The organism is Pseudomonas sp. Pseusp9, from assembly GCF_059491265.1.
In genome coordinates this window covers 2,387,648-2,413,944 of record NZ_CP168500.1, presented here as the reverse complement: position 1 = coordinate 2,413,944, position 26,297 = coordinate 2,387,648, and the positions used below count along the sequence as shown (strand labels likewise).

Genomic DNA, 26,297 nt, shown 5'->3' with positions numbered 1-26,297 from the left:
CCATGCCCTACGGCGAAGGCCCGGACGCCAACACGATGCTGTTCAAGCTGCGGCACATGGAAGTGTTCCGGGCGGTGATGCTGACCGGCTCGATCAGCGGTGCGGCAAAAATGCTCTACGTGTCGCAGCCGGCAGTCAGCAAGCTGATCACCTATATCGAAAGTCGGCTGGTCTACCGTCTGTTCCAGCGCATCAACAATCGCCTGGTGCCCACCGCCGAAGCCGTGACCCTTTACCGGGAAGTCGAGCGTGTCTACCAGGCCGCGCTGGCCGTCAATGAGTGTGCCTTGGCCCTGGCCAACGGCCCCCACCGTCAGCTGCGCATCTGCTGCAGTGCTTCACTGTCGACGGTGGTCATCCCGTTCGCCCTGGCCCGACTCAAGCGGGAATTGCCATCGCTGAACATTGAATGGCAAACCACGCTGATGGGCGATATGCCCAACCAGATTCTCTCGAAGAAGGTCGACCTGGCTGTTTCGGCACTGCCGCTGATCCATGACCACCTGCACTCGCTGGCCTTCATGCGCGCCCGCATGGTCTGCGTGATGCCGGCTGATCACCCCCTTGCCCGCCGATCTTCATTGTCACTGCACGAGCTGGTTGACCAGCCGTTGTTGCTGTTTCGCCCCGACATGCCTTTTGGCCGGTTGCTGGCCGACGAGATCGAGCGCCAGGGCCTGAATCTGTGCTCCATGCTCAATTTCACCAATGCCAATGAAGCGGTCGCCCTGGTCAAGCAAGGCATGGGGCTGACCATCATCGATGAATTCGTGGCCCAGGACAGTGGCCTGGTCGTCGTACCGCTGGTTGAGGCGATTCATTTCGATATCAGCTTTGTCTACTCGCGGTTTGAGCCGCTTGGCGAATCCGCCATCCAGCTCATGCAGGTGCTTTATCGCCAGGCGGTCAAGCTGGGACGAGTGATCCCCGGCTGCGAACTGCCGAATTTCGACCGATAACCACGAAGGCAGCCCAGCAGATTGAACATCGATACCCGAATCAAATTCCGTCATCTTGTCTGCTTTCTCGAGGTCGCGCGCCAGGGCAGCCTGGCACGTGCTTGCGACAAGTTGGCAATCAGCCAGCCAGCGCTTTCCAAAACGCTGAAGGAACTGGAAACCCTGCTGGCGGCCACGTTGTTTGAGCGGGGAAAAAAGGGCTCGACGCTGACCGAGGCCGGAGTGGCCTTTTTGCGCTATGCGGGACCGAGCGTGCAATCGCTGCGTGAAGGGGTCAACAGCCTGCGCTCCGGTGTCCATGAGCCGATTACCGTACGGCTGGGCGTGCTTTCCACCGTCGAAAGCCTGTTGGTTCCTGAAGTTGTCTGCCGTCTGCATGACCGCCAACCCGCTTTGACGGTCAGTGTCGTGACCGGGCCCAGCGCCTACCTATTGTCCCAACTGCGCGTCGGTGAGCTGGATCTGGTGATTGGCCGAATGACCGATAGCCCATCGATTCTCGGGTTGACGTTCGAGCACCTTTACAGCGAGTCCATGACCCTGGTGGTACGTTGCGGCCATCCGCTGCTGACCTATCCACTGGGGCCTAAAAACCTCGAAGACTATCCAGTGGTATTGCCATTGGCGGGAACGACGATCCGGAAATTCGCCGACGGCCTGTTTGTACAGCACGGAATTACCCCGTCACGCCAGCGTCTGGAAACCCTGTCGGTAGCCCTGAGCCGACGCTACGTGCAATGCAGTCAGGCAATCTGGGTCGCACCGCTCGACGCTGTCCGCCAGGACTTGCGGCAAGGCGAGTTGGTGGAGCTGGACCTGGGAATGCGTGAACCAGGCGGTTCCGTAGGGTTATGTACAAACCCTGCGATGCCTGTGACACCCGCAGCGCAGTGGTGCGTGGAGGCGCTGCGTGAGGTCGGGCAAGAATATCGCGAGGGCAAATATCCATAACCATTTGGATATGGATAAGGTCGGTTTTTTCAATTTCGGGTTGGGCCGCAACGAGGGAGACTGAGCCACAGGTAGCCGCCAATGCAGCGCTTGCCTCTGACTAACCATAACAACAGGAAGACCGACATGTCTGATGCGCATGACAGCCGCTTCGTCATTCGTGACCGTAACTGGCACCCCAAAGCCCTGACGCCTGACTATAAGACTTCGATCCCGCGATCCCCCCGCCAGGCACTGGTGAGCATCCCCCAATCGTTATCGGAAACCAGCGGTCCGGATTTTTCCCACCTGAAGTTGGGCCGGCACGATAACGATCTGCTGCTGAACTTCAATCATGGCGGCTTGCCCGTTGGCGAACGCATCATCGTCGCGGGTCGGGTTTGCGATCAGTACGGCAAGCCGATTCCCCATACCCTGGTGGAGATGTGGCAAGCCAATGCCGGTGGCCGTTACCGGCACAAAAAAGACAGTTATCTGGCTCCCCTTGATCCGAATTTCGGCGGCGTCGGCCGTGCCTTGACAGACCGCGATGGCAACTACAGCTTCCGTACGGTCAAGCCCGGCCCCTATCCATGGCGCAACGGCCCCAACGACTGGCGGCCGGCCCATATCCATGTCTCCATCAGTGGACCGTCAATTTCCACGCGCCTGATTACCCAGCTGTATTTCGAAGGTGATCCGCTCATCCCCATGTGCCCGATCGTCAAGTCGATCGCCAATCCGGACGCGGTGCAGAGCCTGATCGCCAGGCTTGATATGAGCATGGCCAATCCTATGGATTGCCTGGCTTATCGCTTTGATATCGTCCTGCGCGGCCAGCGCAAGACCCACTTCGAAAACTGCTGAGGAGGCCTGCACATGCCCGTTCAACTGCTGCCTGAAACACCGTCGCAAACAGCCGGTCCCTATGTGCATATCGGACTGGCACTGGAGGCGGCCGGCAACCCGCCGCGCGAACAGGAAATCTGGAACGTCATGGCTAAACCAGGCGCGCCCGGTGAGCACATTTTATTGATGGGTCACGTTTACGATGGCAATGGGCATTTGATTCGTGACGCATTTCTGGAGTTCTGGCAGGCGAACCACGACGGTCTCTACGACACCGCTTACGATCAGGAAAAACCATTCAACGGCTTTGGCCGTACAGCCACCACAGATGTCGGTGAATGGACGATCGAAACCGTGAAACCCGGCCTGGTGAAGAACGCCTCGGGTGTGCCGATGGCGGCGCATATCAATGTGTCGCTGTTCGCTCGGGGCATCAACATTCACTTGCAGACGCGGCTGTATTTCGACGACGAATCCGAGGCCAATGCAGTGGATCCCGTATTGAACCTGATCGAACAGCCACATCGGCGTGAATCCCTGATTGCCAGGCGCTGCACGGTTGACGGGAAGTTGGCGTACCGCTTCGATATCCACCTTCAAGGCGAATCGGAAACAGTGTTCTTCGACTTCTAACGACGCAAGTGCCGAGGCCTGCGGGTCGTCGGCGAGTCCGTTACCCGATAGTTGCCAGCGTCACGCACAGAGCCCACCGCGGATTTATCCGCGATGGGCTCTGCAACCGCGTAGCAATGTGCGACCAGCAGCAAAAGCATCATGCCGTCAGGATAAAGTCCGCCTGATCGATACCTGCACTGTTGACACCGACAAGGCGAATAGAGTCTATTCCGATCCCGATCAGCGTGTCTGCACCGTCGGCCGCAATGCTCACGTTGGCAGCGAATGTCTCGCTGTTGATCCCCAGCCCCGCGATATTGAGCAAGTCCTGCCCTCCGGCCGGATCGGCATCGAAGTCCTGGATCGAGTCGTTGCCGAAGCCTGCGGCAGCAAACGCGAAGGTATCGTTGCCGAAGCCGCCGTTGAGCGTGTCGTCGCCCAGCCCGCCGAAGAACAGATCGTCACCCGCACCGCCGACCAGAACGTCGTTGGCCAGGCCGCCCAGCATCGTGTGATTTGCCGCCGCTGCATCGTAGGCCAGCTCACTGCCGCTGCCCTCGCTGTTCGCTTGCAAACCCGCCGCCGCGTATTGGCCATTGAGCGCGACCTGCGACACATGCGCACCGTCACTCACGCTCAACAGGCCACCGGTGCCGGTGTCATTGGCTGCATAGGTGATCTGCGTATTGGCGCCGAACGCAACATCGCCAAAGTCCAGCTTGTCACCTGCGGCAAAACCGCTGACGCTGCCACTGAACGCCGTCGACACATCGAGCTTGAGCGTGCCTGCCGCGCCGCTGTCGAACCTCACATGCTGATCGGAGGCAGCACCGAACTCCAGTATCGCCGAACCGCTGATAGTCGCGCTTCCCGCGCCACTGGCATCTCCGTGGACGGTGATGTTGCCATCGTTCGCCCACAGGCTGCCGCTGTTGAGGAGCGCACTTTCAATCACCAATCCACCGCTGCCGCTCGCTTGCAGCACGCCCGTGTTGGTGACGGCGCTGCTACCGGTATCGATCACCAGTGCATTGATGCCGCTGGCATGAATCAGGCCCGAGTTGACCAGCATCATCTGCCCCGCTCCCAATTGACCGGCACCGGTGATGGTGTTGTCGGCATTGGTGAGCACCGTGTCGGCACTGCCGCCGAAAATCACGTTTTGCGCGTTGTCGGATAGCAGCACCTGGCCGCCACCGGTCAATGTCGCGCCACGGAACAGAATCTCAAGGCTGGTCTCGTTGCCGGTGGAGCCGAGCTCGACGGTGCCGCTGTTATGGATGCTGCCACCGAACGGCATGATCGCGCCGTCGGCAATGGTGAGGGTGCCGGTATTGGTCGTGACCGGGTTCACATCGAACAGCAGGTTGGCCCCGCTCAACGCCGCCGCATCCACGCCGTTGACAGTGATCGTCTGGTCGGCACTGATGCTGAGCACGGCATTGCCGTTCGCATCGTTGGCGATACTCACATCCGCAAAATCGTTGACGCCCGTGAAGCCGATCAAGTCAATTTTGTCCACCGCCGCGTCGAAGCTGTAAATGACGTTGTTGCCGATCGGCTGGGCGAAGACGAAGGTGTCGGCAGCGGACGAGCCGGTCAGGTTGTCGTCGGCGGACAAGGCGAAGATCGGTGCACCCGGGGCATAGACTTCGACGTTGTTGAACACATAGGCGCTTGCGGTGCTGCCGTCGCTGTTGCTCCAGTGCATGTTGACATCGAGCACCAACGCACCGGCGAAGTCGCTTGGCGTTGTCACAGTCAATGCGCCGGGATCGCTGGTCTGCACGGTCCAGGTGCCATCGCCATTGTCGGTTCCTGCATTGAACGTCCATCCCGAGGGAACACCGCTGATGGCCACCGTTATCGGGCCGCTGATATCGGCCGACGGAACGTTGAGGGCCAGATTGATGGGTTCGCCAGCCGCACCTGCCGGGAGATTTGCGTTAGAGGTGTACGCAACACCCGTATTACCAGCCAAGTCCGTGTAGGTGTTTGCAACGTTGGCTTTTACAGATCCATTGTCGGTTCTGGTGAAGTCCACGGTATAAGTAGTGCCGCTACCGGAGAAGTTGCTGAGGGTTCCGCGGTTTGCGGTGACACTGAAATCACTGATATCGAAGTTAATCACCGCTTCACTGAACGTGATGGTTATTGTGCCGCTGCCGGTGTTCCCTAGCTGTGTCGGCATCCCTGACGCTGTGTGCACGGTTATGGAAGTCACCATCGGCGCTACGGTATCGACTGGCGTCTCAACGACGTTCTGCACGTTTACCGTAATGGTCTGTGTGTCGGTTCCGCCATTGCCGTCGGCCACCTGAACGTCCACAACGTAGGCGTTGTCGCCGTCGGTGCCACCGATATCCTGGGGATTCTCGTAATCGGGCGCCGAATTGAACATCAGCACCCCGCTCGAACTGATCGAGAACTTGCTGAAGTCCGTCCCGGCCGTATTCAGGATCGAGTAGCTCAGCGTCTGCGCCGGTAAATCGGCATCGGTCGCCAGCACTGTCGTGACCGCCGTGGTGTTCTCCGCCACATTGATCGAAGCTGTCGCACCACCGCCGTTGGAAGTGATTGTCGGTGAGTCGTTGCTGCCGGCGATATGCACGGTGACCGAAGTGAGGGTGCCATCGGCACTGCTCACCGCGAAGGTGTCGGTGTAGGTAGTGCCGGCGGCGAACTCGTTGTGGGCGGAGTTGGCGACGTAGGTCCAGGCACCGCCGGTGCCGATGGAGAACTGGCCGTAGCTGCCGGTGGTGTTGGTTTGCGCGACGAAGGTTGCGGCGCTGTCGACGTCGCTGATGGTCAGGGTGCCGGTGGTGGTCAGCGCAGCATTGGTCTCGGTGAGGTTGGCGACGTCGGCGGACAGCACGGCCGCATCGTTGGTGCCGAGGATATGCACGGTGACCGAAGTGAGGGTGCCGTCGGCACTGCTCACACCGAAGGTGTCGGTGTAGGTGGTGCCGGCGGCGAACTCGTTGTGGGCGGAGTTGGCGACGTAGGTCCAGGCACCGCCGGTGCCGATGGAGAACTGGCCGTAGCTGCCGGTGGTGTTGGTTTGCGCGACGAAGGTTGCGGCGCTGTCGACGTCGCTGATGGTCAGGGTGCCGGTGGTGGTCAGCGCAGCATTGGTCTCGGTGAGGTTGGCGACGTCGGCGGACAGCACGGCCGCATCGTTGGTGCCGAGGATATGCACGGTGACCGAACTGAGAGTGCCGTCGGCACTGCTCACCGCGAAGGTGTCGGTGTAGGTGGTACCGGCGGCGAACTCGTTGTGGGCGGAACTGGCGACGTAGGTCCAGGCACCGCCGGTGCCGATGGAGAACTGGCCGTAGTTGCCGGCGGTGTTGGTTTGCGCGACGAAGGTTGCGGCGCTGTCGACGTCGCTGATGGTCAGGGTGCCGGTGGTGGTCAGCGCAGCATTGGTCTCGGTGAGGTTGGCGACGTCGGCGGACAGCACGGCCGCATCGTTGGTGCCGAGGATATGCACGGTGACCGAACTGAGAGTGCCGTCGGCACTGCTCACCGCGAAGGTGTCGGTGTAGGTGGTACCGGCGGCGAACTCGTTGTGGGCGGAACTGGCGACGTAGGTCCAAGCACCGCCGGTGCCGATGGAGAACTGGCCGTAGCTGCCGGTGGTGTTGGTTTGCGCGACGAAGGTTGCGGCGCTGTCGACGTCGCTGATGGTCAGGATGCCGGTGGTGGTCAGCGCAGCATTGGTCTCGGTGAGGTTGGCGATGTCGGCGGACAGCACGGCCGCATCGTTGGTGCCGAGGATATGCACGGTGACCGACGTGAGGGTACCATCGGCACTGCTCACACCGAAGGTGTCGGTGTAGGTGGTGCCGGCGGCGAACTCGTTGTGGGCGGAACTGGCGACGTAGGTCCAGGCACCGCCGGTGCCGATGGAGAACTGGCCGTAGTTGCCGGTGGTGTTGGACTGCGCCTGGAAGCTTTCCGGGCTGTCGATATCGCTAATGGTCAGGCTGCCGCCGGTGGTCAGCGGAGCATTGGTTTCGCTCAGCGTAACGCTGGCCGAGGACAGCACGGCGGCGTCGTTGCTGCCGGTGACGGTGATAGTCACCAGTTGGGTGTCCTCGCCACCGAGGCCATCGCTGACTTGCACGCTGAACACTTCGTTGTGACTCTCGCCCGCCTTCAGCGACTGCACCGCACTGGCGACACCATTGGTGCCATTGGCCAGCGTGTAGGTCCACTGGCCGGTGTGGTCCACGGCGATCGAGCCGTAGCTGCCCGTATCCGTACCCACAATGCTCCAGGTCGCCGTGGCCTCGTGATCGATGTCGGCCGAGCTGAACTGGCCGCTAACGCTGAAGGTGGTGTCTTCCTGCACCGCGCCGGCATCATTGCCCTCCACGAAACTGAGCACTGGCGCATCGTTGCTGCCGGTGACGGTGACGGTCACCAGTTGGGTGTCGACACCGCCGAGGCCATCGCTGACCTGCACGCTGAACACTTCGTTGTGACTCTCGCCCGCCTTCAGTGACTGCACCGCACTGGCGACACCATCGGTGCCGTTGGCCAGGGTGTAGGTCCACTGGCCGGTGTGGTCCACGGCGATCGAGCCGTAGCTGCCCGTATCCGTACCCACAATGCTCCAGGTCGCCGTGGCATCGTGATCGATGTCGGTCGAGCTGAACTGGCCGCTGACGCTGAAGGTGGTGTCTTCCTGCACCGCGCCGGCATCATTGCCCTCCACGAAACTGAGCACTGGCGCGTCGTTGCTGCCGGTGACGGTGACAGTCACCAGCTGGGTGTCGACGCCGCCGAGACCATCGCTGACCTGCACGCCGAACACTTCGTTGTGACTCTCACCCGCCTTCAGCGACTGCACCGCACTGGCAACGCCATCGGTGCCGTTGGCCAGGGTGTACGTCCATTGGCCGTTGCTGTCGACGGCGATCGAGCCAAAGGTACCGGTATTTGACCCGGCAATACTCCAGGTCGCCGTGGCCTCGTGGTCGATGTCGGTCGAACTGAACTGGCCGCTGACGCTGAGCTTGAGGTCTTCCTGCACCGCACCGGCATCATTGCCCGTCGCGAAGCTGAGCACTGGCGCATCGTTGCTGCCAGTAATGGTGATGGTGACGGTCTGTGGCGCCGAGATCGCATTGGCCGCACCGCTGTTGTCGCTGGCCACCACGCGGTAGGAGAAGCTGATGGTTTCACCGGCGCGCAGGAAGTCCAGGTTCTCGCTGCTGCTGTAGGTCCAGCCGTCCTGATCGACCGAGAAGCCGGCGACCAGCGCGGCGGCCTGCGCCGCACCGAGGGTGCCGCCGCTCCAGACGATATCGTTATTGGCGCTCTGGCTGATCGTCACGACGTCATTACTGTCCAGGTCGGCGAAGCCCAGCGCCCCGCTGTCGCTCAGGGTGGCGGCGCCGTTGCCTTCGTTCATCGCCCCGGTCGTGTCGTCGATGGTCAGCGTTGGCCGGTCGTTGGTGCCGGTCAGGGTGATCGTCACCGTCTGCGCTGCCGAGACCGCATTGGCCGCACCGCTGTTGTCGCTGGCCACCACGCGGTAGGAGAAGCTGATGGTTTCACCGGCGCGCAGGAAGTCCAGGTTCTCGCTGCTGCTGTAGGTCCAGCTGTCCTGATCGACCGAGAAGCCGGCGACCAGCGCGGCGGCCTGCGCCGCACCGAGGGTGCCGCCGCTCCAGACGATATCGTTATTGGCGCTCTGGCTGATCGTCACGACGTCATTACTGTCCAGATCGGCGAAACTCAGCGCCCCGCTGTCGCTCAGCGTGGCTGCGCCGTTGCCTTCGTTCATCGCTCCGGCCGTGTCGCCGATGGTCAGCGTCGGCCGGTCATTGGTGCCGGTCAGGGTGATCGTCACCGTCTGCGCTGCCGAGACGGCATCGGCCGCGCCGCTGTTGTCGCTGGCCACCACGCGGTAGGAGAAGCTGATGGTTTCACCGGCGCGCAGGAAGTCCAGGTTCTCGCTGCTGCTGTAGGTCCAGCTGTCCTGATCGACCGAGAAGCCGGCGACCAGCGCTGCGGCCTGCGCCGCACCGAGGGTGCCGCCGCTCCAGACGATATCGTTATTGGCGCTCTGGCTGATCGTCACGACGTCATTACTGTCCAGATCGGCGAAGCTCAGCGCCCCGCTGTCGCTCAGCGTGGCTGCGCCGTTGCCTTCGTTCATCGCCCCGGTCGTGTCGCCGATGGTCAGCGTCGGCCGGTCATTGGTGCCGGTCAGGGTGATCGTCACCGTCTGCGCTGCCGAGACCGCATCGGCCGCGCCGCTGTTGTCGCTGGCCACCACGCGGTAGGAGAAGCTGATGGTTTCACCGGCGCGCAGGAAGTCCAGGTTCTCGCTGCTGCTGTAGGTCCAGCCGTCCTGATCGACCGAGAAGCCGGCGACCAGCGCTGCGGCCTGCGCCGCACCGAGGGTGCCGCCGCTCCAGACGATATCGTTATTGGCGCTCTGGCTGATCGTCACGACGTCATTACTGTCCAGATCGGCGAAGCTCAGCGCCCCGCTGTCGCTCAGCGTGGCTGCGCCGTTGCCTTCGTTCATCGCCCCGGTCGTGTCGTCGATGGTCAGCGTTGGCCGGTCGTTGGTGCCGGTCAGGGTGATCGTCACCGTCTGCGCTGCCGAGACCGCATCGGCCGCGCCGCTGTTGTCGCTGGCCACCACGCGGTAGGAGAAGCTGATGGTTTCACCGGCGCGCAGGAAGTCCAGGTTCTCGCTGCTGCTGTAGGTCCAGCTGTCCTGATCGACCGAGAAGCCGGCGACCAGCGCGGCGGCCTGCGCCGCACCGAGGGTGCCGCCGCTCCAGACGATATCGTTATTGGCGCTCTGGCTGATCGTCACGACGTCATTACTGTCCAGATCGGCGAAACTCAGCGCCCCGCTGTCGCTCAGCGTGGCTGCGCCGTTGCCTTCGTTCATCGCTCCGGCCGTGTCGCCGATGGTCAGCGTCGGCCGGTCATTGGTGCCGGTCAGGGTGATCGTCACCGTCTGCGCTGCCGAGACGGCATCGGCCGCGCCGCTGTTGTCGCTGGCCACCACGCGGTAGGAGAAGCTGATGGTTTCACCGGCGCGCAGGAAGTCCAGGTTCTCGCTGCTGCTGTAGGTCCAGCTGTCCTGATCGACCGAGAAGCCGGCGACCAGCGCTGCGGCCTGCGCCGCACCGAGGGTGCCGCCGCTCCAGACGATATCGTTATTGGCGCTCTGGCTGATCGTCACGACGTCATTACTGTCCAGATCGGCGAAGCTCAGCGCCCCGCTGTCGCTCAGCGTGGCTGCGCCGTTGCCTTCGTTCATCGCCCCGGTCGTGTCGCCGATGGTCAGCGTCGGCCGGTCATTGGTGCCGGTCAGGGTGATCGTCACCGTCTGCGCTGCCGAGACCGCATCGGCCGCGCCGCTGTTGTCGCTGGCCACCACGCGGTAGGAGAAGCTGATGGTTTCACCGGCGCGCAGGAAGTCCAGGTTCTCGCTGCTGCTGTAGGTCCAGCCGTCCTGATCGACCGAGAAGCCGGCGACCAGCGCTGCGGCCTGCGCCGCACCGAGGGTGCCGCCGCTCCAGACGATATCGTTATTGGCGCTCTGGCTGATCGTCACGACGTCATTACTGTCCAGATCGGCGAAGCTCAGCGCCCCGCTGTCGCTCAGCGTGGCTGCGCCGTTGCCTTCGTTCATCGCCCCGGTCGTGTCGTCGATGGTCAGCGTTGGCCGGTCGTTGGTGCCGGTCAGGGTGATCGTCACCGTCTGCGCTGCCGAGACCGCATCGGCCGCGCCGCTGTTGTCGCTGGCCACCACGCGGTAGGAGAAGCTGATGGTTTCACCGGCGCGCAGGAAGTCCAGGTTCTCGCTGCTGCTGTAGGTCCAGCCGTCCTGATCGACCGAGAAGCCGGCGACCAGCGCGGCGGCCTGCGCCGCACCGAGGGTGCCGCCGCTCCAGACGATATCGTTATTGGCGCTCTGGCTGATCGTCACGACGTCATTACTGTCCAGATCGGCGAAGCTCAGCGCCCCGCTGTCGCTCAGCGTGGCTGCGCCGTTGCCTTCGTTCATCGCTCCGGCCGTGTCGCCGATGGTCAGCGTCGGCCGGTCATTGGTGCCGGTCAGGGTGATCGTCACCGTCTGCGCTGCCGAGACCGCATCGGCCGCGCCGCTGTTGTCGCTGGCCACCACGCGGTAGGAGAAGCTGATGGTTTCACCGGCGCGCAGGAAGTCCAGGTTCTCGCTGCTGCTGTAGGTCCAGCCGTCCTGATCGACCGAGAAGCCGGCGACCAGCGCGGCGGCCTGCGCCGCACCGAGGGTGCCGCCGCTCCAGACGATATCGTTATTGGCGCTCTGGCTGATCGTCACGACGTCATTACTGTCCAGATCGGCGAAGCTCAGCGCCCCGCTGTCGCTCAGCGTGGCGGCGCCGTTGCCTTCGTTCATCGCCCCGGTCGTGTCGTCGATGGTCAGCGTTGGCCGGTCGTTGGTGCCGGTCAGGGTGATCGTCACCGTCTGCGCTGCCGAGACCGCATCGGCCGCGCCGCTGTTGTCGCTGGCCACCACGCGGTAGGAGAAGCTGATGGTTTCACCGGCGCGCAGGAAGTCCAGGTTCTCGCTGCTGCTGTAGGTCCAGCTGTCCTGATCGACCGAGAAGCCGGCGACCAGCGCGGCGGCCTGCGCCGCACCGAGGGTGCCGCCGCTCCAGACGATATCGTTATTGGCGCTCTGGCTGATCGTCACGACGTCATTACTGTCCAGATCGGCGAAGCCCAGCGCCCCGCTGTCGCTCAGCGTGGCTGCGCCGTTGCCTTCGTTCATCGCCCCGGTCGTGTCGTCGATGGTCAGCGTTGGCCGGTCGTTGGTGCCGGTCAGGGTGATCGTCACGCTCTTGCTCACCGTTGCCCCGAAGTCGTCGGTCAGCGTCACCGTGAACACTTCGGCCTTGGTCTGAGCCTCAGCCAGGTACTGTGCCGCGCTGTTGTTCAGCGTATAGGTCCAGCCCACGCTACCCGCCGCGTCGCCGGTGCTCTCGTCGCTGACACTGGCCACCAGCGTACCCAGCGCACCGGACGGTGCACTCACGCTGGCCACATGGGCGTCATCGGCCAGGTCCACGTCGCCGAAGGCAAAGCTGCCACTGGCCACCGTGGTGCCGTCTTCGGTCACCGCACCGCTTTCGACTTCTGCCGCTGCCACCGTCGGCGCGTCGTTGGTGCCGGTCAGGGTGATCGTCACGCTCTTGCTCACCGTCGCCCCGAAGTCGTCGGTCAGCGTCACCGTGAACACTTCGGCCTTGGTCTGACCCTCAGCCAGGTACTGTGCCGCGCTGTTGTTCAGCGTATAGGTCCAGCCCACGCTACCCGCCGCGTCGCCGGTGCTCTCGTCGCTGACACTGGCCACCAGCGTACCCAGCGCACCGGACGGTGCACTCACGCTGGCCACATGGGCGTCATCGGCCAGGTCCACGTCGCCGAAGGCAAAGCTGCCACTGGCCACCGTGGTGCCGTCTTCGGTCACCGCACCGCTTTCGACTTCTGCCGCTGCCACCGTCGGCGCGTCGTTGGTGCCGGTCAGGGTGATCGTCACGCTCTTGCTCACCGTCGCCCCGAAGTCGTCGGTCAGCGTCACCGTGAACACTTCGGCCTTGGTCTGACCCTCAGCCAGGTACTGCGCCGCGCTGTTGTTCAGCGTATAGGTCCAGCCCACGCTACCCGCCGCGTCGCCGGTGCTCTCGTCGCTGACACTGGCCACCAGCGTACCCAGCGCACCGGACGGTGCACTCACGCTGGCCACATGGGCGTCATCGGCCAGGTCCACGTCGCCGAAGGCAAAGCTGCCACTGGCCACCGTGGTGCCGTCTTCGGTCACCGCACCGCTTTCGACTTCTGCCGCTGCCACCGTCGGGGCGTCATTGGTGCCAGTGATAGTGATGGTCACATTCTGCGTTGCCGACGATCCATGACCATCGCTGATGGTGACCAGGTAAGTTTCGGTTACTGTCTGTCCCTGTGCCAGGTACTGCGCCGCCGCATTGTTGAGGTTGTACGTCCATTGCACCGAACCGTTGGCCGCGTTCGCGGCTTCGCTTACCGGCGAGAGCACAAGCGTACCAAGATGAGTAGCGTTGCCCTGCGCCGGCGCGAAGGTCGCCATGTGCGTATCACTCAGGTCGACATCATTAAAGACAATCGTGCCGCTGGCCGTCCGCGAGTCGGTCGTGCTCGCTGTGGTGTCGGCGTCTTCGGTCACCGTGCCGGCCTGCGCGCCAAGGCTGATCGTCACACCATCGTTCACGCCCGAAAACTGCACGATAGCAGTGGCCCAACTGAGCGTTCCGTTGCCGAGGCGAATCGCGTAGGTAAAGCTGTCCGTCAGGAGCTCGCCAGTGGCAAGCGCCTGAAGTTGCGCCTTGAACGCAGATGAGAAAGTGGCGGCATCGTAGCCGACCTTACCGTCCGAAGTGATCCAGATCTTCGCACCATTCAAACTGGTATCAGTACTCGTCGCCTCAGCCCTCGCCGTATCCTGGGCCAGGAGGTCGGCCGGAGCATAAGCCTTGGTGGCAGTAGAAAGACTGTCCGCGTTGTCGAGTGACCAGAGTGTCTTCGCGTTGCCGCCGAGGTCATTGGACATGACGTCCCAATACATGACTCCCTGCAGATTTTCAGTGGTGCTGAAGACGTCATCCTTCGCCTGCGGCGTGTTGGAAAACGAGGTAACGGTTCCGCCGCCGGTAGTTGTAGTGCTAGCCATGTCTTTCTCCCTAGAATGTCACCCTGAGCAAAAAGCCGCTGTGGGCCGCTAACAGCCACCAGTCGATTCTTCCTCACCCCACGAACACCTCACTCAACCGGCACCAGCCGGCTGGTCAGCAGTTTCACGCCCGCCCCGGTCCTGCCGCCCTGTGGCTCAATGCGCACGATTTGCCCTTGCGCCTTGAACTTCATGGGGCCGCCGGGAGTGTCGAGTTCGATCTCGAACTCAATCAAGCTACCCACCCGCTGCTCGCTATCGGTTTCGAAATACAAACCGGAGGCGCTTATGTCACGGGTGACACCGTGGCTCCCGCCGGTCAGTTGCAGCGACAGGGTGACTTGTTCACGGGGCTCGACTCGGTATGTGCCTTTCATGGCTGCAGTCTAAAAGGACGATTGTTTTTTACATGAGCGCGCTATCCCTTTTTTTCTGGGAGTCAACCAGCCATGAAATCAGTGTTTTATGGGACAAATGTCATGGGAGGGGTTGCCGCAAGCGCTATAGAAAAAAGCTACAGGCCGTAACGATTGCTATCATGATCAGCTAACACAACCCGCCTAAAGGGGCAGCGAACCGCATGCCAATTCAAGTCCTGTTAGTTGCTCTACCGCTCGTGGCCTGGGGTCTTGAGCGTCTGGTGGAAAGTGCTCAACCGAGGTTGATGTTGGCGGGTTCGGTGGCGTCGGTGGCGGAATATCTGCTTTCGCTGCACCAATACACGCCAGATGTGGTGGTACTGGACCTGGACAGCGAGGACTGCATCGAGTCGCTGGCCGACTTGCACAGCCGGACCAAAGCCAAGATTCTGGTAGTGACAGGGTCAAGCGATGTGGCGTTGCATGACAGTGCGGTGCTGGCGGGCGCACGTGGCGTGGTGGATAAGCGGGAGTCGGCATCCGCCTCAATATTGCTCAAAGCCATAGAAAAAGTGCATGACGGCGAACTCTGGATCGACCGCAATGCGACCAGCCGTATCTTCCTTGAACTGGCGCGCAAGAAAGCCGAGCGCGATATAGACCCGGAGCAACACAAAATCGCCAGGCTAACGCGTCGCGAGCAGCAGACCATTGCATCGCTGGCCAGCGACCCGTCAGCCCCTGGCAAGCTGGTGGCCGAGAAGCTGCACATCAGCGAGCACACGCTGCGCAACCATTTGACATCGATCTACAGCAAGCTGGGCCTGACGAACCGCGTGGATCTGTACGCCTACGCACACAAGCACGGGCTTTTCACAGGCGACTGAGGACTGCGGCAACACGCCGGGCGGCGTGCCGATGATGGTCGTTAACGATGACGCGGGAAACCTGGTAACCCGCGGTGCTCTCGGGTTTTTCGCGAGCGAGCTCGCTCCTGCAGGGACAGCGGTGCATCAGATAAAAAACCGGCGGCACCCTTTTGCGGCGGCCGCCGGCGAGGTAAAGCCTAGATGCCGAAACGGTCGCGCAGCGAGTAGTACACGGCGCCGAGGGCGGTCAACGGTGCCGAGAAGGTACGCCCGCCGATCATTGGCATGTGCGGCAGCGAGGCAAACGCGTCAAAACGCTCGGCATCGCCACGGATCATTTCCGAGATCAGTTTGCCGGCCAGGTGCGAGCAGGTAACGCCGTGGCCACTGTAGCCCTGCATGTAGTAGGCGTTTTTCTCGATACGGCCGAATTGCGGCATGCGCGACATGGTCAGCAGGAAGTTGCCGGTCCAGCGGTAGTCGATCTTCACATCCTTCAATTGCGGGAAGGTCTTGAGGATTTTCGGGCGGATCAGTTGTTCGATGTCGTCCGGCTCACGAGCGCCGTAGACCACACCACCGCCGTACAGCAGGCGGTTGTCCGCGGTCAGGCGGTAGTAGTCGAGCAGGTAGTTGCAGTCTTCGACGCAATAGTTGTTCTTGATCAGGCTGCGGGCCTGTTTTTCCGACAACGGCTCGGTGACGACGATCTGCGAACCGCACGGCATGCTCTTGCTGGTCACGCGATTGTCGAGGCCCTGCGGCAGGTAGGCGTTACCGGCGATCAACAGGTACTTGGCCCGCACCAGGCCCTTGGCGGTGCGCACGGTGATCGGCTCACCGTAGTTGATTTCCACCGCCGCCGACTGCTCGTAGATCTTGCCGCCCAGGCCGATGATGGCCGAGGCTTCGCCCAGGGCCAGGTTCAGCGGGTGAATGTGGCCGCCCTGCATGTCCAGCAGGCCGCCAACGTAGGCATCGGAACCGATTTCGCGCTTGATGTCAGCCGCGTCGAGCATTTTCAGGTTCTTGTTGCCGTAGCTTTCCCAACTTTTCTTCTGCTCGGCCAGGCCCTTGAGCTGCTTCTTGTTCATTGCCGCGAAGATGCCGCCGGGACGGTAATCGCACTGGATGTCGTAGTGCTGTATGCGCTGACGAATGATGTCGGCGCCTTCGAAAATCATGCTGCCGAGGATTTCGGCAGTCTTGTCGCCGTAGCGCTCTTCGATGACATCGACGTCGCGGCTGTAGGAGTTGACCAGTTGGCCGCCGTTGCGACCGCTGGCGCCGAAACCGACCTTGGCCGCTTCCAGCACGGTCACGCTGTAGCCCGCTTCAGCGAGGAACAGTGCCGAGGACAGGCCGGTGTAGCCGGCGCCGATCACGCAGACATCGCAGTCGACCGCCCCTTCCAGCACCGGGAAATCGCCGGTGAAGTTGCGGGTGGCGGCGTAGTAGCTGTCTACGTGCTTTTGTTTAACGGTATCTTGTTTCATAGGTTTCTCCGGTGGCCGCCGGCAAGGTGCAGGCGGCCGCCGTTTAATAGGTCTTAGAGCTTGATCCAGGTCGCTTTGAGTTCGGTGTACTTGTCGAACGCGTGCAGCGATTTGTCCCGACCGTTACCCGACTGCTTGAACCCGCCGAACGGCGCGGTCATGTCGCCGCCGTCGTACTGGTTGACCCAGACGCTGCCGGCACGCAGGGCACGGGCGAAGGTATGGGCCTTGCTCAGGTTGCTGGTCCATACGCCGGCGGCCAGGCCGTAGATGCTGTCGTTGGCAATCGCCAAGGCTTCTTCAGCCGTGTCGAAGGTGATGACTGAAAGCACCGGGCCGAAGATTTCTTCCTGGGCGATGGTCATGGCGTTGGTCACGCCGTCGAAAATCGTCGGTTCCACGTACTGGCCACCGGTGCCTTCGAGGGTGCGGCTGCCGCCAGCGATCAACTGAGCGCCCTGCTCTTTGCCGATACCGATGTAGCGCAGCACGTTGTCCAGTTGACGCTGGTCAACGACCGCGCCGACGGTGGTTGCAGGATCGAGGGCGTGGCCCGGCTTCCAGGCTTGCAGGGCTTCCACCAGCAGCGGGATGAACTGCTCGCGAATCGAGCGCTCCACCAGCAGGCGCGAACCGGCGGTGCAGACTTCGCCCTGGTTGAAGGCAATGGCACCGGCTGCCGCCTGTGCTGCCGCGCGTAAATCCGGCGCATCGGCAAACACCACGTTGGCGCTCTTGCCCCCCGCCTCTGCCCAAACGCGTTTCATGTTGCTTTGCCCGGCGTAGATCATCAGCTGCTTGGCGATCGCCGTGGAGCCGGTGAAGGCCAGCACGTCGACATCCATATGCAACGCCAGCGCCTTGCCGACGGTGTGACCGTAGCCCGGCAGGACGTTGAACACGCCCTTCGGAATGCCCGCTTCCAGCGCCAGCTGGGCGATGCGGATCGCGGTCAGCGGCGACTTTTCCGAAGGCTTGAGGATGAACGAGTTGCCCATCGCCAGGGCCGGGGCGAATTTCCAGCTGGCCATGATCAACGGGAAGTTCCACGGCACGATGGCCGCGACCACACCGGCCGCTTCACGCACCACTAGACCAAGCTGATCCTGGGGCGTGGCGGCGACTTCGTCGTAGATCTTGTCGATGGCTTCGGCGGTCCAGCGGATCGCGTTGGCGGTCGCCGGAATGTCGATGCTCATGGAATCGCTGATCGGCTTGCCCATGTCGAGGGTTTCGAGCAGGGCCAGTTCTTCACGGTTTGCCAGGATCAGGTCGGCGAAACGGATCAGCACACGCTTGCGCTCGGCCGGGGCCAGGTTGGCCCAGACGCCGGACTCGAAGGCGCCGCGCGCTACGGCGACCGCCGCATTGGCGTCAGCTTCGTCGGTGCTGGCGACGTTTGCCAGGAAACGACCGTCTACCGGGCTGATGCATTCGAACGTGGCGCCACTGGCGGCCGCGCAGTACTGGCCGTCAATGAATGCGCGACCTTCTATAGAGAGGGACTGGAAGCGTTGCTCCCAATCGCTGCGAGTGTTTGTCATGGTTGTGACTCGACGCAGGGGAATATGTAGTCGAACTGACCGGTCATTCAAGGGTTTGAAAGACAGTCCCCTGTGGGAGCGAGCCTGCTCGCGAAAGCGGTGTGTCAGACAACATCATTGCTGACTGAACCGCCGCCTTCGCGAGCAGGCTCGCTCCCACAGTTGATCGGTGTGATCCGTCTTAAACGGTATGCAGGTACCAGTTGTACTCAAGGTCGGAGATGGAGTTCTCGAACTCGGCCAGCTCGCTTTCCTTGCACGCCACGAACACGTCGATGTACATCGGGTCGATGTAGCGCGCCATGACTTCGCTGTCGTCCAGCTCGCGCAGGGCATCGCGCAGGTTGTTCGGCAGGCTCTGCTCGTTCTGCTCGTAGCTGTTGCCTTCCACCGGGGCGCCCGGTTCGATCTGGTTGGTCAGGCCGTGGTGCACGCCCGCCAATACCGAAGCCATCAGCAGGTACGGGTTGGCGTCGGCACCCGCCACGCGGTGTTCGATGCGCACGGCGTCCTTTGAGCCGGTCGGTACACGGACAGCCACGGTGCGGTTGTCGATGCCCCAGCTCGGCGAGTTCGGCACATAGAACTGCGCGCCGAAACGACGGTACGAGTTGACGTTCGGGCAGAGGAACGCCATCTGCGCCGGCAGGGTCTCGAGCACACCGCCGATCGCGTGACGCAGCGCGGCGTTCTGCTCGGGATCCTCGCTGGCAAAGATGTTGTTGCCTTCTTTGTCGAGAATCGAAATGTGCACGTGCAGACCGTTACCTGCCTGGCCCGGATACGGCTTGGCCATGAAGGTGGTGTCCATCTCGTGGTCGTAGGCGATGTTCTTCACCAGACGCTTGAGCAGCACCGCGTAGTCGCACGCCTTGATCGGGTCAGCCACGTGATGCAGGTTGACTTCGAATTGCGCCGGGGCGCTTTCCTTGACGATGGCGTCAGCCGGGATGCCCTGCTCTTTCGCGCCTTCGAGGATGTCTTGCAGGCAGTCGACGTATTCGTCGAGGTCGTCGATCAGGTACACCTGGGTCGACATCGGACGCTTGCCCGATACCGGCGAACGTGGCGATTGCGGACGACCGTTCACGTTGTCCTGGTCGATCAGGTAGAACTCCAGTTCGAACGCGGCGCAGATGGTCAGGCCCATGTCGTCGAACTTGCGCACGATATTGGCCAGCACTTCCCGCGGGTCGGCGAAGAATGGCTCGCCTTCGAGTTCGTGCATGGTCATCAGCAGTTGCGCAGTCGGGCGCTTCTGCCAGGGTTCGATGCTCAGGGTGCCCGGGATTGGGTAGCAGATCCGGTCGGAGTCGCCGATGTCCAGACCCAGGCCGGTGCTTTCCACCGTAGAACCGTTGATGTCCAGAGCAAACAGAGACGCCGGCAGGTTGATGCCTTTCTCGTAAACCTTATGAAGACTGGTGCGCTCGATGCGCTTGCCGCGCACCACACCGTTCATATCCGCAATCAGAAGGTCGACGTACAAAACCTCAGGATGTTTCTTAAGGAATGCGTTTGCTTCGTTGAGTTGAACGGCACGCAGAGGGACCGACATGATGCACCTATTTTTTACTGTTAATTATTATGTTCACCGCCCTTTCACGAGCCCAGTCAATCCGAAAGGCAAAGTGAAGTCAATAGCGAACACTCAGCCTTTAAGCGTTTATTTTCGGGCCTCTCACAAGGACGAGAGTGCCAGATAAGCCCTCAAACACGCGTAAACCCTGAAGATCGGACGTGCGGCGTTTAGAATTTTTTACATGAGAGTTGTTAATTAAAATCAACAAGGCTAAGCTCCGGAAAAGCTCGTTCAAGTGTGAAACTTCGAGGTGATAAAAATGGCATTCAAGCCATTGATCGGCGTTACTGCGTGCGTCAAACAGATTGGCCTGCACCCCTACCACATCAGCGGCGACAAGTACTTGCGTGCTGTCAGCGTTGCGGCGCTGGGGCTGCCTGTCGTTATTCCTTCCTTAGGCGATCTGACCGAAATCGATGACCTGCTGCCGCAGCTCGACGGTCTGTTGCTGACCGGCTCGCCGTCGAACGTGGAACCCTTCCACTATCAAGGCCCCGACAGCGCCCCCGGTACGGAGCACGATCCGCAACGGGACCGCACCACCCTGCCACTGATCCGCGCAGCCATCGCTGCCGGCGTTCCGGTCCTCGGCATCTGCCGGGGTTTCCAGGAAATGAACGTGGCGTTCGGTGGCAGCCTGCATCAGAAAGTCCATGAACTCCCAGGCTTCCTGGATCACCGTGAAGCCAATCACCCGGACCTGGCCGTGCAATACGCGCCGGCCCATGCGGTGAATGTGCAGCAAGGTGGCGTGTTCGAAGCGCTGGACCTGCCGGCGGTGTTCCAGGTCAACTCGATTCACAGCCAGGGCATCGACCGCCTGGCGCCCGGCCTGCGCGCCGAAGCCGTCGCCCCCGATGGCCTGATCGAGGCGGTGTCGGTGGAGAACAGCAAGGCCTTCGCCCTCGGCGTGCAATGGCACCCGGAATGGCAGGTCCTGAACAACCCTCCTTATTTGAGTATTTTCCAGGCGTTCGGCGAAGCCTGCCGGCAACGGGCGGCGCTGCGTCACTCGGGCTGACGAAAAAACACTGACAAACGGTTTTCTGCCCCCGCGGGTCAGGCGGGCGCGCCTTTGGGCGCCCGTCACCCGCGACAACAACACACTGCAATAACAACAAGTACGGAAGGCAGCCAGGATGGCGGCGCCGAATAAACCCGAACGGGTCAAGCGCAGCCCCCTGTAGGAGCGAGCTCGCTCGCGATGGAGTGTCAGCAACATTGGTGTCGACTGACACACCATCGCGAGCAGGCTCGCTCCTACAAGGGGCCAGTGCGAACCGGCTTCACGGGTTTGCAATCCACTATTAAGCCGGGCCGTGTTGGCCTGGCGACTGAAACCTGTTGGGAGTTTCACATGGCAAACGCCTCCAGCATCTACAGGAAGGCAATTGAAGGTCACCAGGCACCGAAGAAGGTGCTGGTGAAAGTCGATCGCGTCACCAAGAAATTCGACGAAACCACCGCGGTGGACGATGTGTCCCTGGAAATCCACCAAGGTGAAATCTTCGCCCTGCTCGGCGGTTCCGGCTCCGGCAAATCGACCCTGCTGCGCATGCTCGCCGGTTTCGAGCGCCCGACCGAAGGCCGGATTCTGCTCGACGGTGTCGACATCACCGACATGCCGCCATACGAACGACCGATCAACATGATGTTCCAGTCCTACGCACTGTTCCCGCACATGACGGTGGCGCAGAACATCGCCTTCGGCCTCAAGCAGGACCGTTTGCCAGCGGCCGAAATCGAAGCCCGCGTGCAGGAGATGCTGCGCCTGGTGCACATGACCCAGTACGCCAAGCGCAAGCCGCACCAACTGTCCGGCGGCCAGCGTCAGCGCGTGGCCCTGGCCCGTTCCCTGGCCAAGCGTCCGAAACTGCTGCTGCTCGACGAACCGATGGGCGCCCTGGATAAAAAGCTGCGTTCGCAAATGCAGCTGGAGCTGGTGGAAATCATCGAGCGCGTCGGCGTGACCTGCGTGATGGTGACCCACGACCAGGAAGAGGCCATGACCATGGCCCAGCGCATCGCGATCATGCACCTGGGCTGGATCGCCCAGATCGGCAGCCCGGTCGACATCTATGAAGCCCCCGTCAGCCGCATGGTCTGCGAATTCATCGGCAACGTGAACGCCTTCGAAGGCACCGTGGTTGAAGACCTGGAAGGTCACGCGATCATCCACAGCCCGGACCTGGAGCAGAAGATCTACGTCGGCCACGGCGTCAGCACCTCGGTGCAGGACAAGTCGATCACCTACGCGATCCGCCCGGAAAAACTGCTGGTCAGCACCCTCAAGCCCGAGAACCGCTACAACTGGTCCAGCGGCAAGGTGCATGACATCGCCTACCTCGGCGGCCACTCGGTGTTCTACGTCGAGCTGCCTGGCGGCAAGATCGTCCAGTCGTTCATGGCCAACGCCGAACGCCGTGGCGCGCGTCCGACCTGGGACGATCAGGTCTACGTGTGGTGGGAAGACGACAGCGGCGTGGTACTGCGCGCATGAAAACCTTCAATCAGCAATTTCTCAGATTGGTCCCCAGCGGGCGCAAGTTCGTCATCGGGATTCCATTCATCTGGCTGTTCCTGTTCTTCATGTTGCCGTTCTTCCTGGTGATGAAGATCAGCTTCTCGGAAGCGGCCCTGGCCATTCCGCCCTACTCGGAGATCTACACCTACGCCGAGCAGAAATTCCAGCTGTTGCTCAACATCGGCAACTATTCCCTGCTGGGCGAAGACGAGCTGTACCTCTCCGCCTACCTGGGTTCGTTGAAGGTCGCGCTGTTCAGCACCCTGATGTGCCTGGTGATCGGCTTCCCGATGGCCTACGCCATCACCAAGGCCAGCAAGGAAGCGCAGAACGTGCTGATGCTGCTGATCATGATGCCGACCTGGACCGCGATCCTGATCCGCGTCTATGCGTGGATGGGCATCCTCAGCAACAACGGTTTGCTCAACGCCTTCCTGCTGTGGACCGGGCTGATCAATCACCCGATCGAGATCCTCAACACCAACACCGCCGTGTACATCGGCGTCGTCTATGCGTACCTGCCGTTCATGGTGCTGCCGCTGTACGCCAACCTGGTCAAGCACGACCAGAGCCTGCTGGAAGCCGCATCGGACCTGGGCTCGAGCACCTTCAACAGCTTCTGGAAGATCACCGTGCCGTTGGCCAAGAACGGCATCATCGCCGGCTGCATGCTGGTGTTCATTCCGGTGGTCGGTGAGTTCGTGATTCCGGAACTGCTCGGCGGTCCGGAAACCCTGATGATCGGCCGTGTGTTGTGGCAAGAGTTCTTCAACAACCGCGACTGGCCGGTGGCGTCTGCCCTGGCGGTGGTGATGCTGTTGATCCTGATTGTGCCGATTCTGCTGTTCAACCGCAGTCAGGCCAAAGAGATGGAGGCACGGGGATGAAACGCTTCGGATTTTCAAAGTTCATGCTGATTTTCGGCCTGTCGTTCATCTACCTGCCGATGCTGATCCTGGTGATCTACTCGTTCAACGCCTCGAAGCTGGTGACGGTGTGGGGTGGCTGGTCGATCAAGTGGTATGCCGGCCTGCTGGACAACTCGCAACTGATGGGTTCGGTGGTGCGCTCGCTGGAAATCGCCTGCTACACCGCCGTCGCAGCAGTCGCACTAGGGACGTTAGCCGCGTTCGTGTTGACCCGCGTTACGCGCTTCAAGGGCCGTACCCTGTTCGGTGGCCTGGTCACCGCGCCGCTGGTGATGCCTGAAGTGATCACCGGTCTGTCGCTGTTGCTGCTGTTCGTGGCCATGGCGCAGCTGATCGGCTGGCCGCAGGAACGCGGCATCGTCACCATCTGGATCGCCCACACCACGTTTTGTGCTGCCTACGTGGCGGTGGTAGTCTCCGCCCGCCTCCGCGAGCTGGACCTGTCCATCGAGGAAGCGGCCATGGACCTGGGTGCGAAGCCGTTCAAGGTGTTTTTCCTGATCACCATTCCGATGATCGCGCCGTCACTGGCGGCGGGCGGCATGATGTCGTTTGCCCTGTCGCTCGATGACCTGGTGCTGGCGAGCTTCGTGTCGGGACCTGGTTCCACGACCCTGCCGATGGAAGTGTTCTCGGCGGTGCGTCTGGGCGTGAAGCCCGAGATCAACGCCGTGGCCAGCCTGATCCTGCTGGCGGTGTCGATCGTGACCTTCATGGTCTGGTACTTCAGCCGCCGTGCCGAAGAAAGCCGTAAACGCGCGATCCAGGAAGCCATGGACCAGACCGCCAGCGAATCCTGGCAACAACCGAAAAAGCAAATGGCAGAAGCAACGGCCTAGCACCACCCCCCTGTAGGAGCGAGCTTGCTCGCGATGGACGTCAACGATAACGCGGGCTGTCTGATTGAACGCGGCGTCCTTGAGTTTTTCGCGAGCGAGCTCGCTCCTACAAGGGAGCGTGAAAGCTTATTTACTGCGTGATTTGAACAAGAAAAGAAATGGAGTTGTACCGATGAAAATGTTTGGCAGGACTCTGCTGACACTGTCCTTATTGGGCGCAATCGCCACTGGCGCCCAGGCCAATGACAAGGTTCTGCGCGTCTACAACTGGTCGGATTACATTGGCCCGGATACCGTCAGGAAGTTCGAAGACGAGACCGGCATCCAGGTGACCTACGATGTGTTCGACAGCAACGAAACCCTGGAAGCTCGCCTGCTGGCGGGTAAATCCGGCTACGACATCGTCGTGCCGTCCAACAGCTTCCTGGCCAAGCAGATCAAGGCCGGCGTCTACCAGACGCTGGACAAGTCGAAGCTGCCGAACTGGAAAAACCTCAACCCGGTGCTGCTGAAGAACGCCTCCGCGAGCGATCCCGAAAACGCTCATGCCATCCCGTACATGTGGGGCTCGATCGGCATCGGCTTCAACCCGCAGAAGGTCAGGGAAGTGCTCGGCACCAACGCCCCGACCAACTCCTGGGACCTGTTGTTCAAACCGGAAAACGCCGAGAAGCTCAAGGCCTGCGGCATCAGCTTCCTCGACTCGCCGACAGAAATGATCCCGACCGCCCTGCACTACCTGGGCTACCCGGTGAACGATCAAGACAAACAGCACATCGCCGAAGCCGAGGCGCTGTTCATGAAGATTCGCCCGAACGTGGCGTACTTCCATTCGTCGAAATACATCTCGGACCTGGCCAACGGCAACATCTGCGTGGCCGTGGGTTACTCCGGCGACGTGCTGCAGGCCAAGGCCCGCGCCCAGGAAGCCGGGGACAAGGTGAAGATCGACTACAGCATCCCGAAAGAAGGCGCCGCCAGTTTCTACGACATGCTCGCCATCCCGCGCGATGCCGCCAACGTCGACAACGCTTACCTGTTCATGAACTTCCTGATGCGCCCCGACGTGATCGCCGACATCACCAACAACATCGGCTACAGCAACGCCAACGCGGCAGCCACACCGCTGGTCGATGAAGCGATCCGCAACGATCCGGGCTCCTACCCGCCGGAAGCGGTGATGGCCACGCTCTATGCCGTGCCGGACCAACCGATCGCCATCCAGCGGATCATGACCCGTGGCTGGACCAAGGTGAAACTCGGCCAGTAATTCACTCAAAAACGCCTTCGCGAGCAGGCTCGCTCCCACATTGGTCCGTGTTGCCCTCTGTGGGAGCGAGCCTGCTCGCGAAGGGGCCATAAGACTCAACACAAATTTCAGCTTTACCCTTTTCCGTTCACGCAGCGCCTTACCACCGCTGCCTCTCCTGCAAGTAGAACGGCCTCACCTGGCTCCCTCGGTTCAGGTGAATTTGGCGCCCTCGGGCGCCTTTTTTTATGGGGGATCAATCAAGGGCCATTGGGCCAGCGCCCGATAGCGGCCCTTGTGGGATTCGAACAGGGTGAAGCGGTCGGCACGCAGGAAGAAATGCGGCGCGGTCGCGGACTCCGGCACCGGCGCCCGATACTGCCGTGCCAGGGTCAGGTGCGGGCGGTATTCCCTGGGGGCTTCCTCCAGACCGAACGGCAACATCGCCTGCTCCAGGGCATACACCAATCGCAGCAATGCCGGGGGCGCCTGCTCCGGCGCGAGCACCAGCGCTCCTGCCCTGCGCCACACGTCCAGCCGGTCCAGCACCACCGTCAAGCGCTCGCCCGGTGTGCGGATTGACGCCACTGCATCGCAGATGTCGGCAATCTGCGCCACGCCCACCGCCCCCAGGAACTTCAGTGTCAGGTGAAAGTTTTCCGCCGGCACCGGCCGTCCATTGCGCAGTTGCAGCGCACTGCGCCACTGGGCGATGTCCCGGCGCTGGGCCGCAGCGCAGTCGAGCGCAAAGAACAGACGCTTGAACGGCTCGCGGGATTCTTCGTTCATGCCGGACACCTATTGGGAGGACCGCCTGAGTG

16 protein-coding genes and 3 pseudogenes are annotated in these 26,297 nt (G+C 61.8%); 10 read left to right on the top strand and 9 right to left on the bottom strand.

What is annotated here, in order from left to right:
• Positions 1-2 precede the first annotated feature (2 nt).
• The 4 genes from ACEN8E_RS10905 (at position 3) to pcaG (ending at position 3,371) form a co-directional block, all read left to right on the top strand.
• Positions 3-959 carry a LysR family transcriptional regulator gene (locus ACEN8E_RS10905; protein ID WP_495592599.1) on the top strand — a complete coding sequence of 319 codons (957 nt, stop codon included), beginning with the start codon at positions 3-5 and terminating at the stop codon, positions 957-959.
• 21 nt (positions 960-980) lie between these two features.
• Positions 981-1,910 (top strand): pca operon transcription factor PcaQ, encoded by a 930-nt coding sequence (gene pcaQ, locus ACEN8E_RS10900; RefSeq protein WP_495592598.1) that lies wholly within the window; start codon positions 981-983, stop codon positions 1,908-1,910.
• Positions 1,911-2,036: 126 nt separating this feature from the next.
• Complete coding sequence (gene pcaH, locus ACEN8E_RS10895; protein WP_495592597.1) at positions 2,037-2,756, top strand: protocatechuate 3,4-dioxygenase subunit beta; 720 nt, start codon at positions 2,037-2,039, stop codon at positions 2,754-2,756.
• Positions 2,757-2,768: 12 nt separating this feature from the next.
• On the top strand, positions 2,769-3,371 hold the full coding sequence (gene pcaG / locus ACEN8E_RS10890) for a protocatechuate 3,4-dioxygenase subunit alpha (RefSeq protein WP_495592596.1): 603 nt from the start codon (positions 2,769-2,771) through the stop codon (positions 3,369-3,371).
• 139 nt (positions 3,372-3,510) lie between these two features.
• Here pcaG and ACEN8E_RS10885 read toward each other — a convergent pair whose 3' ends face one another.
• From ACEN8E_RS10885 to ACEN8E_RS10865, 5 genes and pseudogenes are all read right to left on the bottom strand, one after another.
• Positions 3,511-12,423 (bottom strand): beta strand repeat-containing protein, encoded by an 8,913-nt coding sequence (locus ACEN8E_RS10885; RefSeq protein WP_495593303.1) that lies wholly within the window; start codon positions 12,421-12,423, stop codon positions 3,511-3,513.
• A gap of 120 nt (positions 12,424-12,543) precedes the next feature.
• Positions 12,544-12,762: pseudogene (locus ACEN8E_RS10880) on the bottom strand (VCBS domain-containing protein); the annotation flags it as partial.
• Between the two features lie 132 nt (positions 12,763-12,894).
• A pseudogene (locus ACEN8E_RS10875) lies at positions 12,895-13,116 on the bottom strand (VCBS domain-containing protein); the annotation flags it as partial.
• An 81-nt stretch (positions 13,117-13,197) separates the two neighbouring features.
• Positions 13,198-13,965, bottom strand: a pseudogene (locus ACEN8E_RS10870) (VCBS domain-containing protein); the annotation flags it as partial.
• Positions 13,966-14,174: 209 nt separating this feature from the next.
• Positions 14,175-14,462 (bottom strand): PilZ domain-containing protein, encoded by a 288-nt coding sequence (locus ACEN8E_RS10865; protein WP_495592595.1) that lies wholly within the window; start codon positions 14,460-14,462, stop codon positions 14,175-14,177.
• Positions 14,463-14,665: 203 nt separating this feature from the next.
• On the opposite strand from ACEN8E_RS10865, the gene ACEN8E_RS10860 reads away from it, so the two are divergent.
• A complete protein-coding gene (locus ACEN8E_RS10860) occupies positions 14,666-15,331 on the top strand; it encodes a LuxR C-terminal-related transcriptional regulator (protein ID WP_495592594.1) in 666 nt (221 codons plus the stop codon).
• 179 nt (positions 15,332-15,510) lie between these two features.
• Here ACEN8E_RS10860 and ACEN8E_RS10855 read toward each other — a convergent pair whose 3' ends face one another.
• From ACEN8E_RS10855 to ACEN8E_RS10845, 3 genes are all read right to left on the bottom strand, one after another.
• Positions 15,511-16,809, bottom strand: coding sequence for an NAD(P)/FAD-dependent oxidoreductase (locus ACEN8E_RS10855; RefSeq protein ID WP_495592593.1), 1,299 nt, complete (start codon positions 16,807-16,809; stop codon positions 15,511-15,513).
• Positions 16,810-16,862: 53 nt separating this feature from the next.
• On the bottom strand, positions 16,863-18,353 hold the full coding sequence (locus ACEN8E_RS10850; RefSeq protein ID WP_495592592.1) for an aldehyde dehydrogenase: 1,491 nt from the start codon (positions 18,351-18,353) through the stop codon (positions 16,863-16,865).
• A 181-nt stretch (positions 18,354-18,534) separates the two neighbouring features.
• Positions 18,535-19,911: a glutamine synthetase family protein gene (locus ACEN8E_RS10845; protein WP_008019695.1), complete on the bottom strand. Its 1,377-nt coding sequence runs from the start codon at positions 19,909-19,911 to the stop codon at positions 18,535-18,537.
• A gap of 283 nt (positions 19,912-20,194) precedes the next feature.
• Here ACEN8E_RS10845 and ACEN8E_RS10840 point away from each other — a divergent pair, with 283 nt between their 5' ends.
• From ACEN8E_RS10840 to ACEN8E_RS10820, 5 genes are all read left to right on the top strand, one after another.
• Complete coding sequence (locus ACEN8E_RS10840; protein WP_495592591.1) at positions 20,195-20,956, top strand: gamma-glutamyl-gamma-aminobutyrate hydrolase family protein; 762 nt, start codon at positions 20,195-20,197, stop codon at positions 20,954-20,956.
• A gap of 336 nt (positions 20,957-21,292) precedes the next feature.
• The gene (gene potA, locus ACEN8E_RS10835) at positions 21,293-22,435 is read left to right on the top strand and encodes a polyamine ABC transporter ATP-binding protein (RefSeq protein ID WP_495592590.1); all 1,143 of its coding nucleotides are present in this window, start codon (positions 21,293-21,295) and stop codon (positions 22,433-22,435) included.
• Positions 22,432-23,346: an ABC transporter permease subunit gene (locus ACEN8E_RS10830; protein WP_495592589.1), complete on the top strand. Its 915-nt coding sequence runs from the start codon at positions 22,432-22,434 to the stop codon at positions 23,344-23,346. The genes potA and ACEN8E_RS10830 overlap by 4 nt, the downstream gene beginning before the upstream one ends.
• Complete coding sequence (locus ACEN8E_RS10825) at positions 23,343-24,227, top strand: ABC transporter permease subunit (protein WP_057396702.1); 885 nt, start codon at positions 23,343-23,345, stop codon at positions 24,225-24,227. The genes ACEN8E_RS10830 and ACEN8E_RS10825 overlap by 4 nt, the downstream gene beginning before the upstream one ends.
• 172 nt (positions 24,228-24,399) lie before the next feature.
• Positions 24,400-25,497 (top strand): polyamine ABC transporter substrate-binding protein, encoded by a 1,098-nt coding sequence (locus ACEN8E_RS10820; RefSeq protein WP_495592588.1) that lies wholly within the window; start codon positions 24,400-24,402, stop codon positions 25,495-25,497.
• A gap of 225 nt (positions 25,498-25,722) precedes the next feature.
• Here ACEN8E_RS10820 and thpR read toward each other — a convergent pair whose 3' ends face one another.
• Positions 25,723-26,265, bottom strand: coding sequence for an RNA 2',3'-cyclic phosphodiesterase (thpR, locus tag ACEN8E_RS10815; RefSeq protein ID WP_495592587.1), 543 nt, complete (start codon positions 26,263-26,265; stop codon positions 25,723-25,725).
• Positions 26,266-26,297: the final 32 nt, after the last annotated feature.

Coding starts and splice junctions, on each gene's coding strand:
- pcaG (WP_495592596.1), top strand. CDS start 2,769: ATGCCCGTTCAACTGCTGCCTGAAACACCGTCGCAAACAGCCGGTCCC.
- potA (WP_495592590.1), top strand. CDS start 21,293: ATGGCAAACGCCTCCAGCATCTACAGGAAGGCAATTGAAGGTCACCAG.
- ACEN8E_RS10820 (WP_495592588.1), top strand. CDS start 24,400: ATGAAAATGTTTGGCAGGACTCTGCTGACACTGTCCTTATTGGGCGCA.
- pcaH (WP_495592597.1), top strand. CDS start 2,037: ATGTCTGATGCGCATGACAGCCGCTTCGTCATTCGTGACCGTAACTGG.
- ACEN8E_RS10830 (WP_495592589.1), top strand. CDS start 22,432: ATGAAAACCTTCAATCAGCAATTTCTCAGATTGGTCCCCAGCGGGCGC.
- ACEN8E_RS10825 (WP_057396702.1), top strand. CDS start 23,343: ATGAAACGCTTCGGATTTTCAAAGTTCATGCTGATTTTCGGCCTGTCG.
- ACEN8E_RS10845 (WP_008019695.1), bottom strand. CDS start 19,911: ATGTCGGTCCCTCTGCGTGCCGTTCAACTCAACGAAGCAAACGCATTC.
- ACEN8E_RS10905 (WP_495592599.1), top strand. CDS start 3: ATGCCCTACGGCGAAGGCCCGGACGCCAACACGATGCTGTTCAAGCTG.
- ACEN8E_RS10840 (WP_495592591.1), top strand. CDS start 20,195: ATGGCATTCAAGCCATTGATCGGCGTTACTGCGTGCGTCAAACAGATT.
- ACEN8E_RS10860 (WP_495592594.1), top strand. CDS start 14,666: ATGCCAATTCAAGTCCTGTTAGTTGCTCTACCGCTCGTGGCCTGGGGT.
- ACEN8E_RS10865 (WP_495592595.1), bottom strand. CDS start 14,462: ATGAAAGGCACATACCGAGTCGAGCCCCGTGAACAAGTCACCCTGTCG.
- thpR (WP_495592587.1), bottom strand. CDS start 26,265: ATGAACGAAGAATCCCGCGAGCCGTTCAAGCGTCTGTTCTTTGCGCTC.
- ACEN8E_RS10850 (WP_495592592.1), bottom strand. CDS start 18,353: ATGACAAACACTCGCAGCGATTGGGAGCAACGCTTCCAGTCCCTCTCT.
- ACEN8E_RS10855 (WP_495592593.1), bottom strand. CDS start 16,809: ATGAAACAAGATACCGTTAAACAAAAGCACGTAGACAGCTACTACGCC.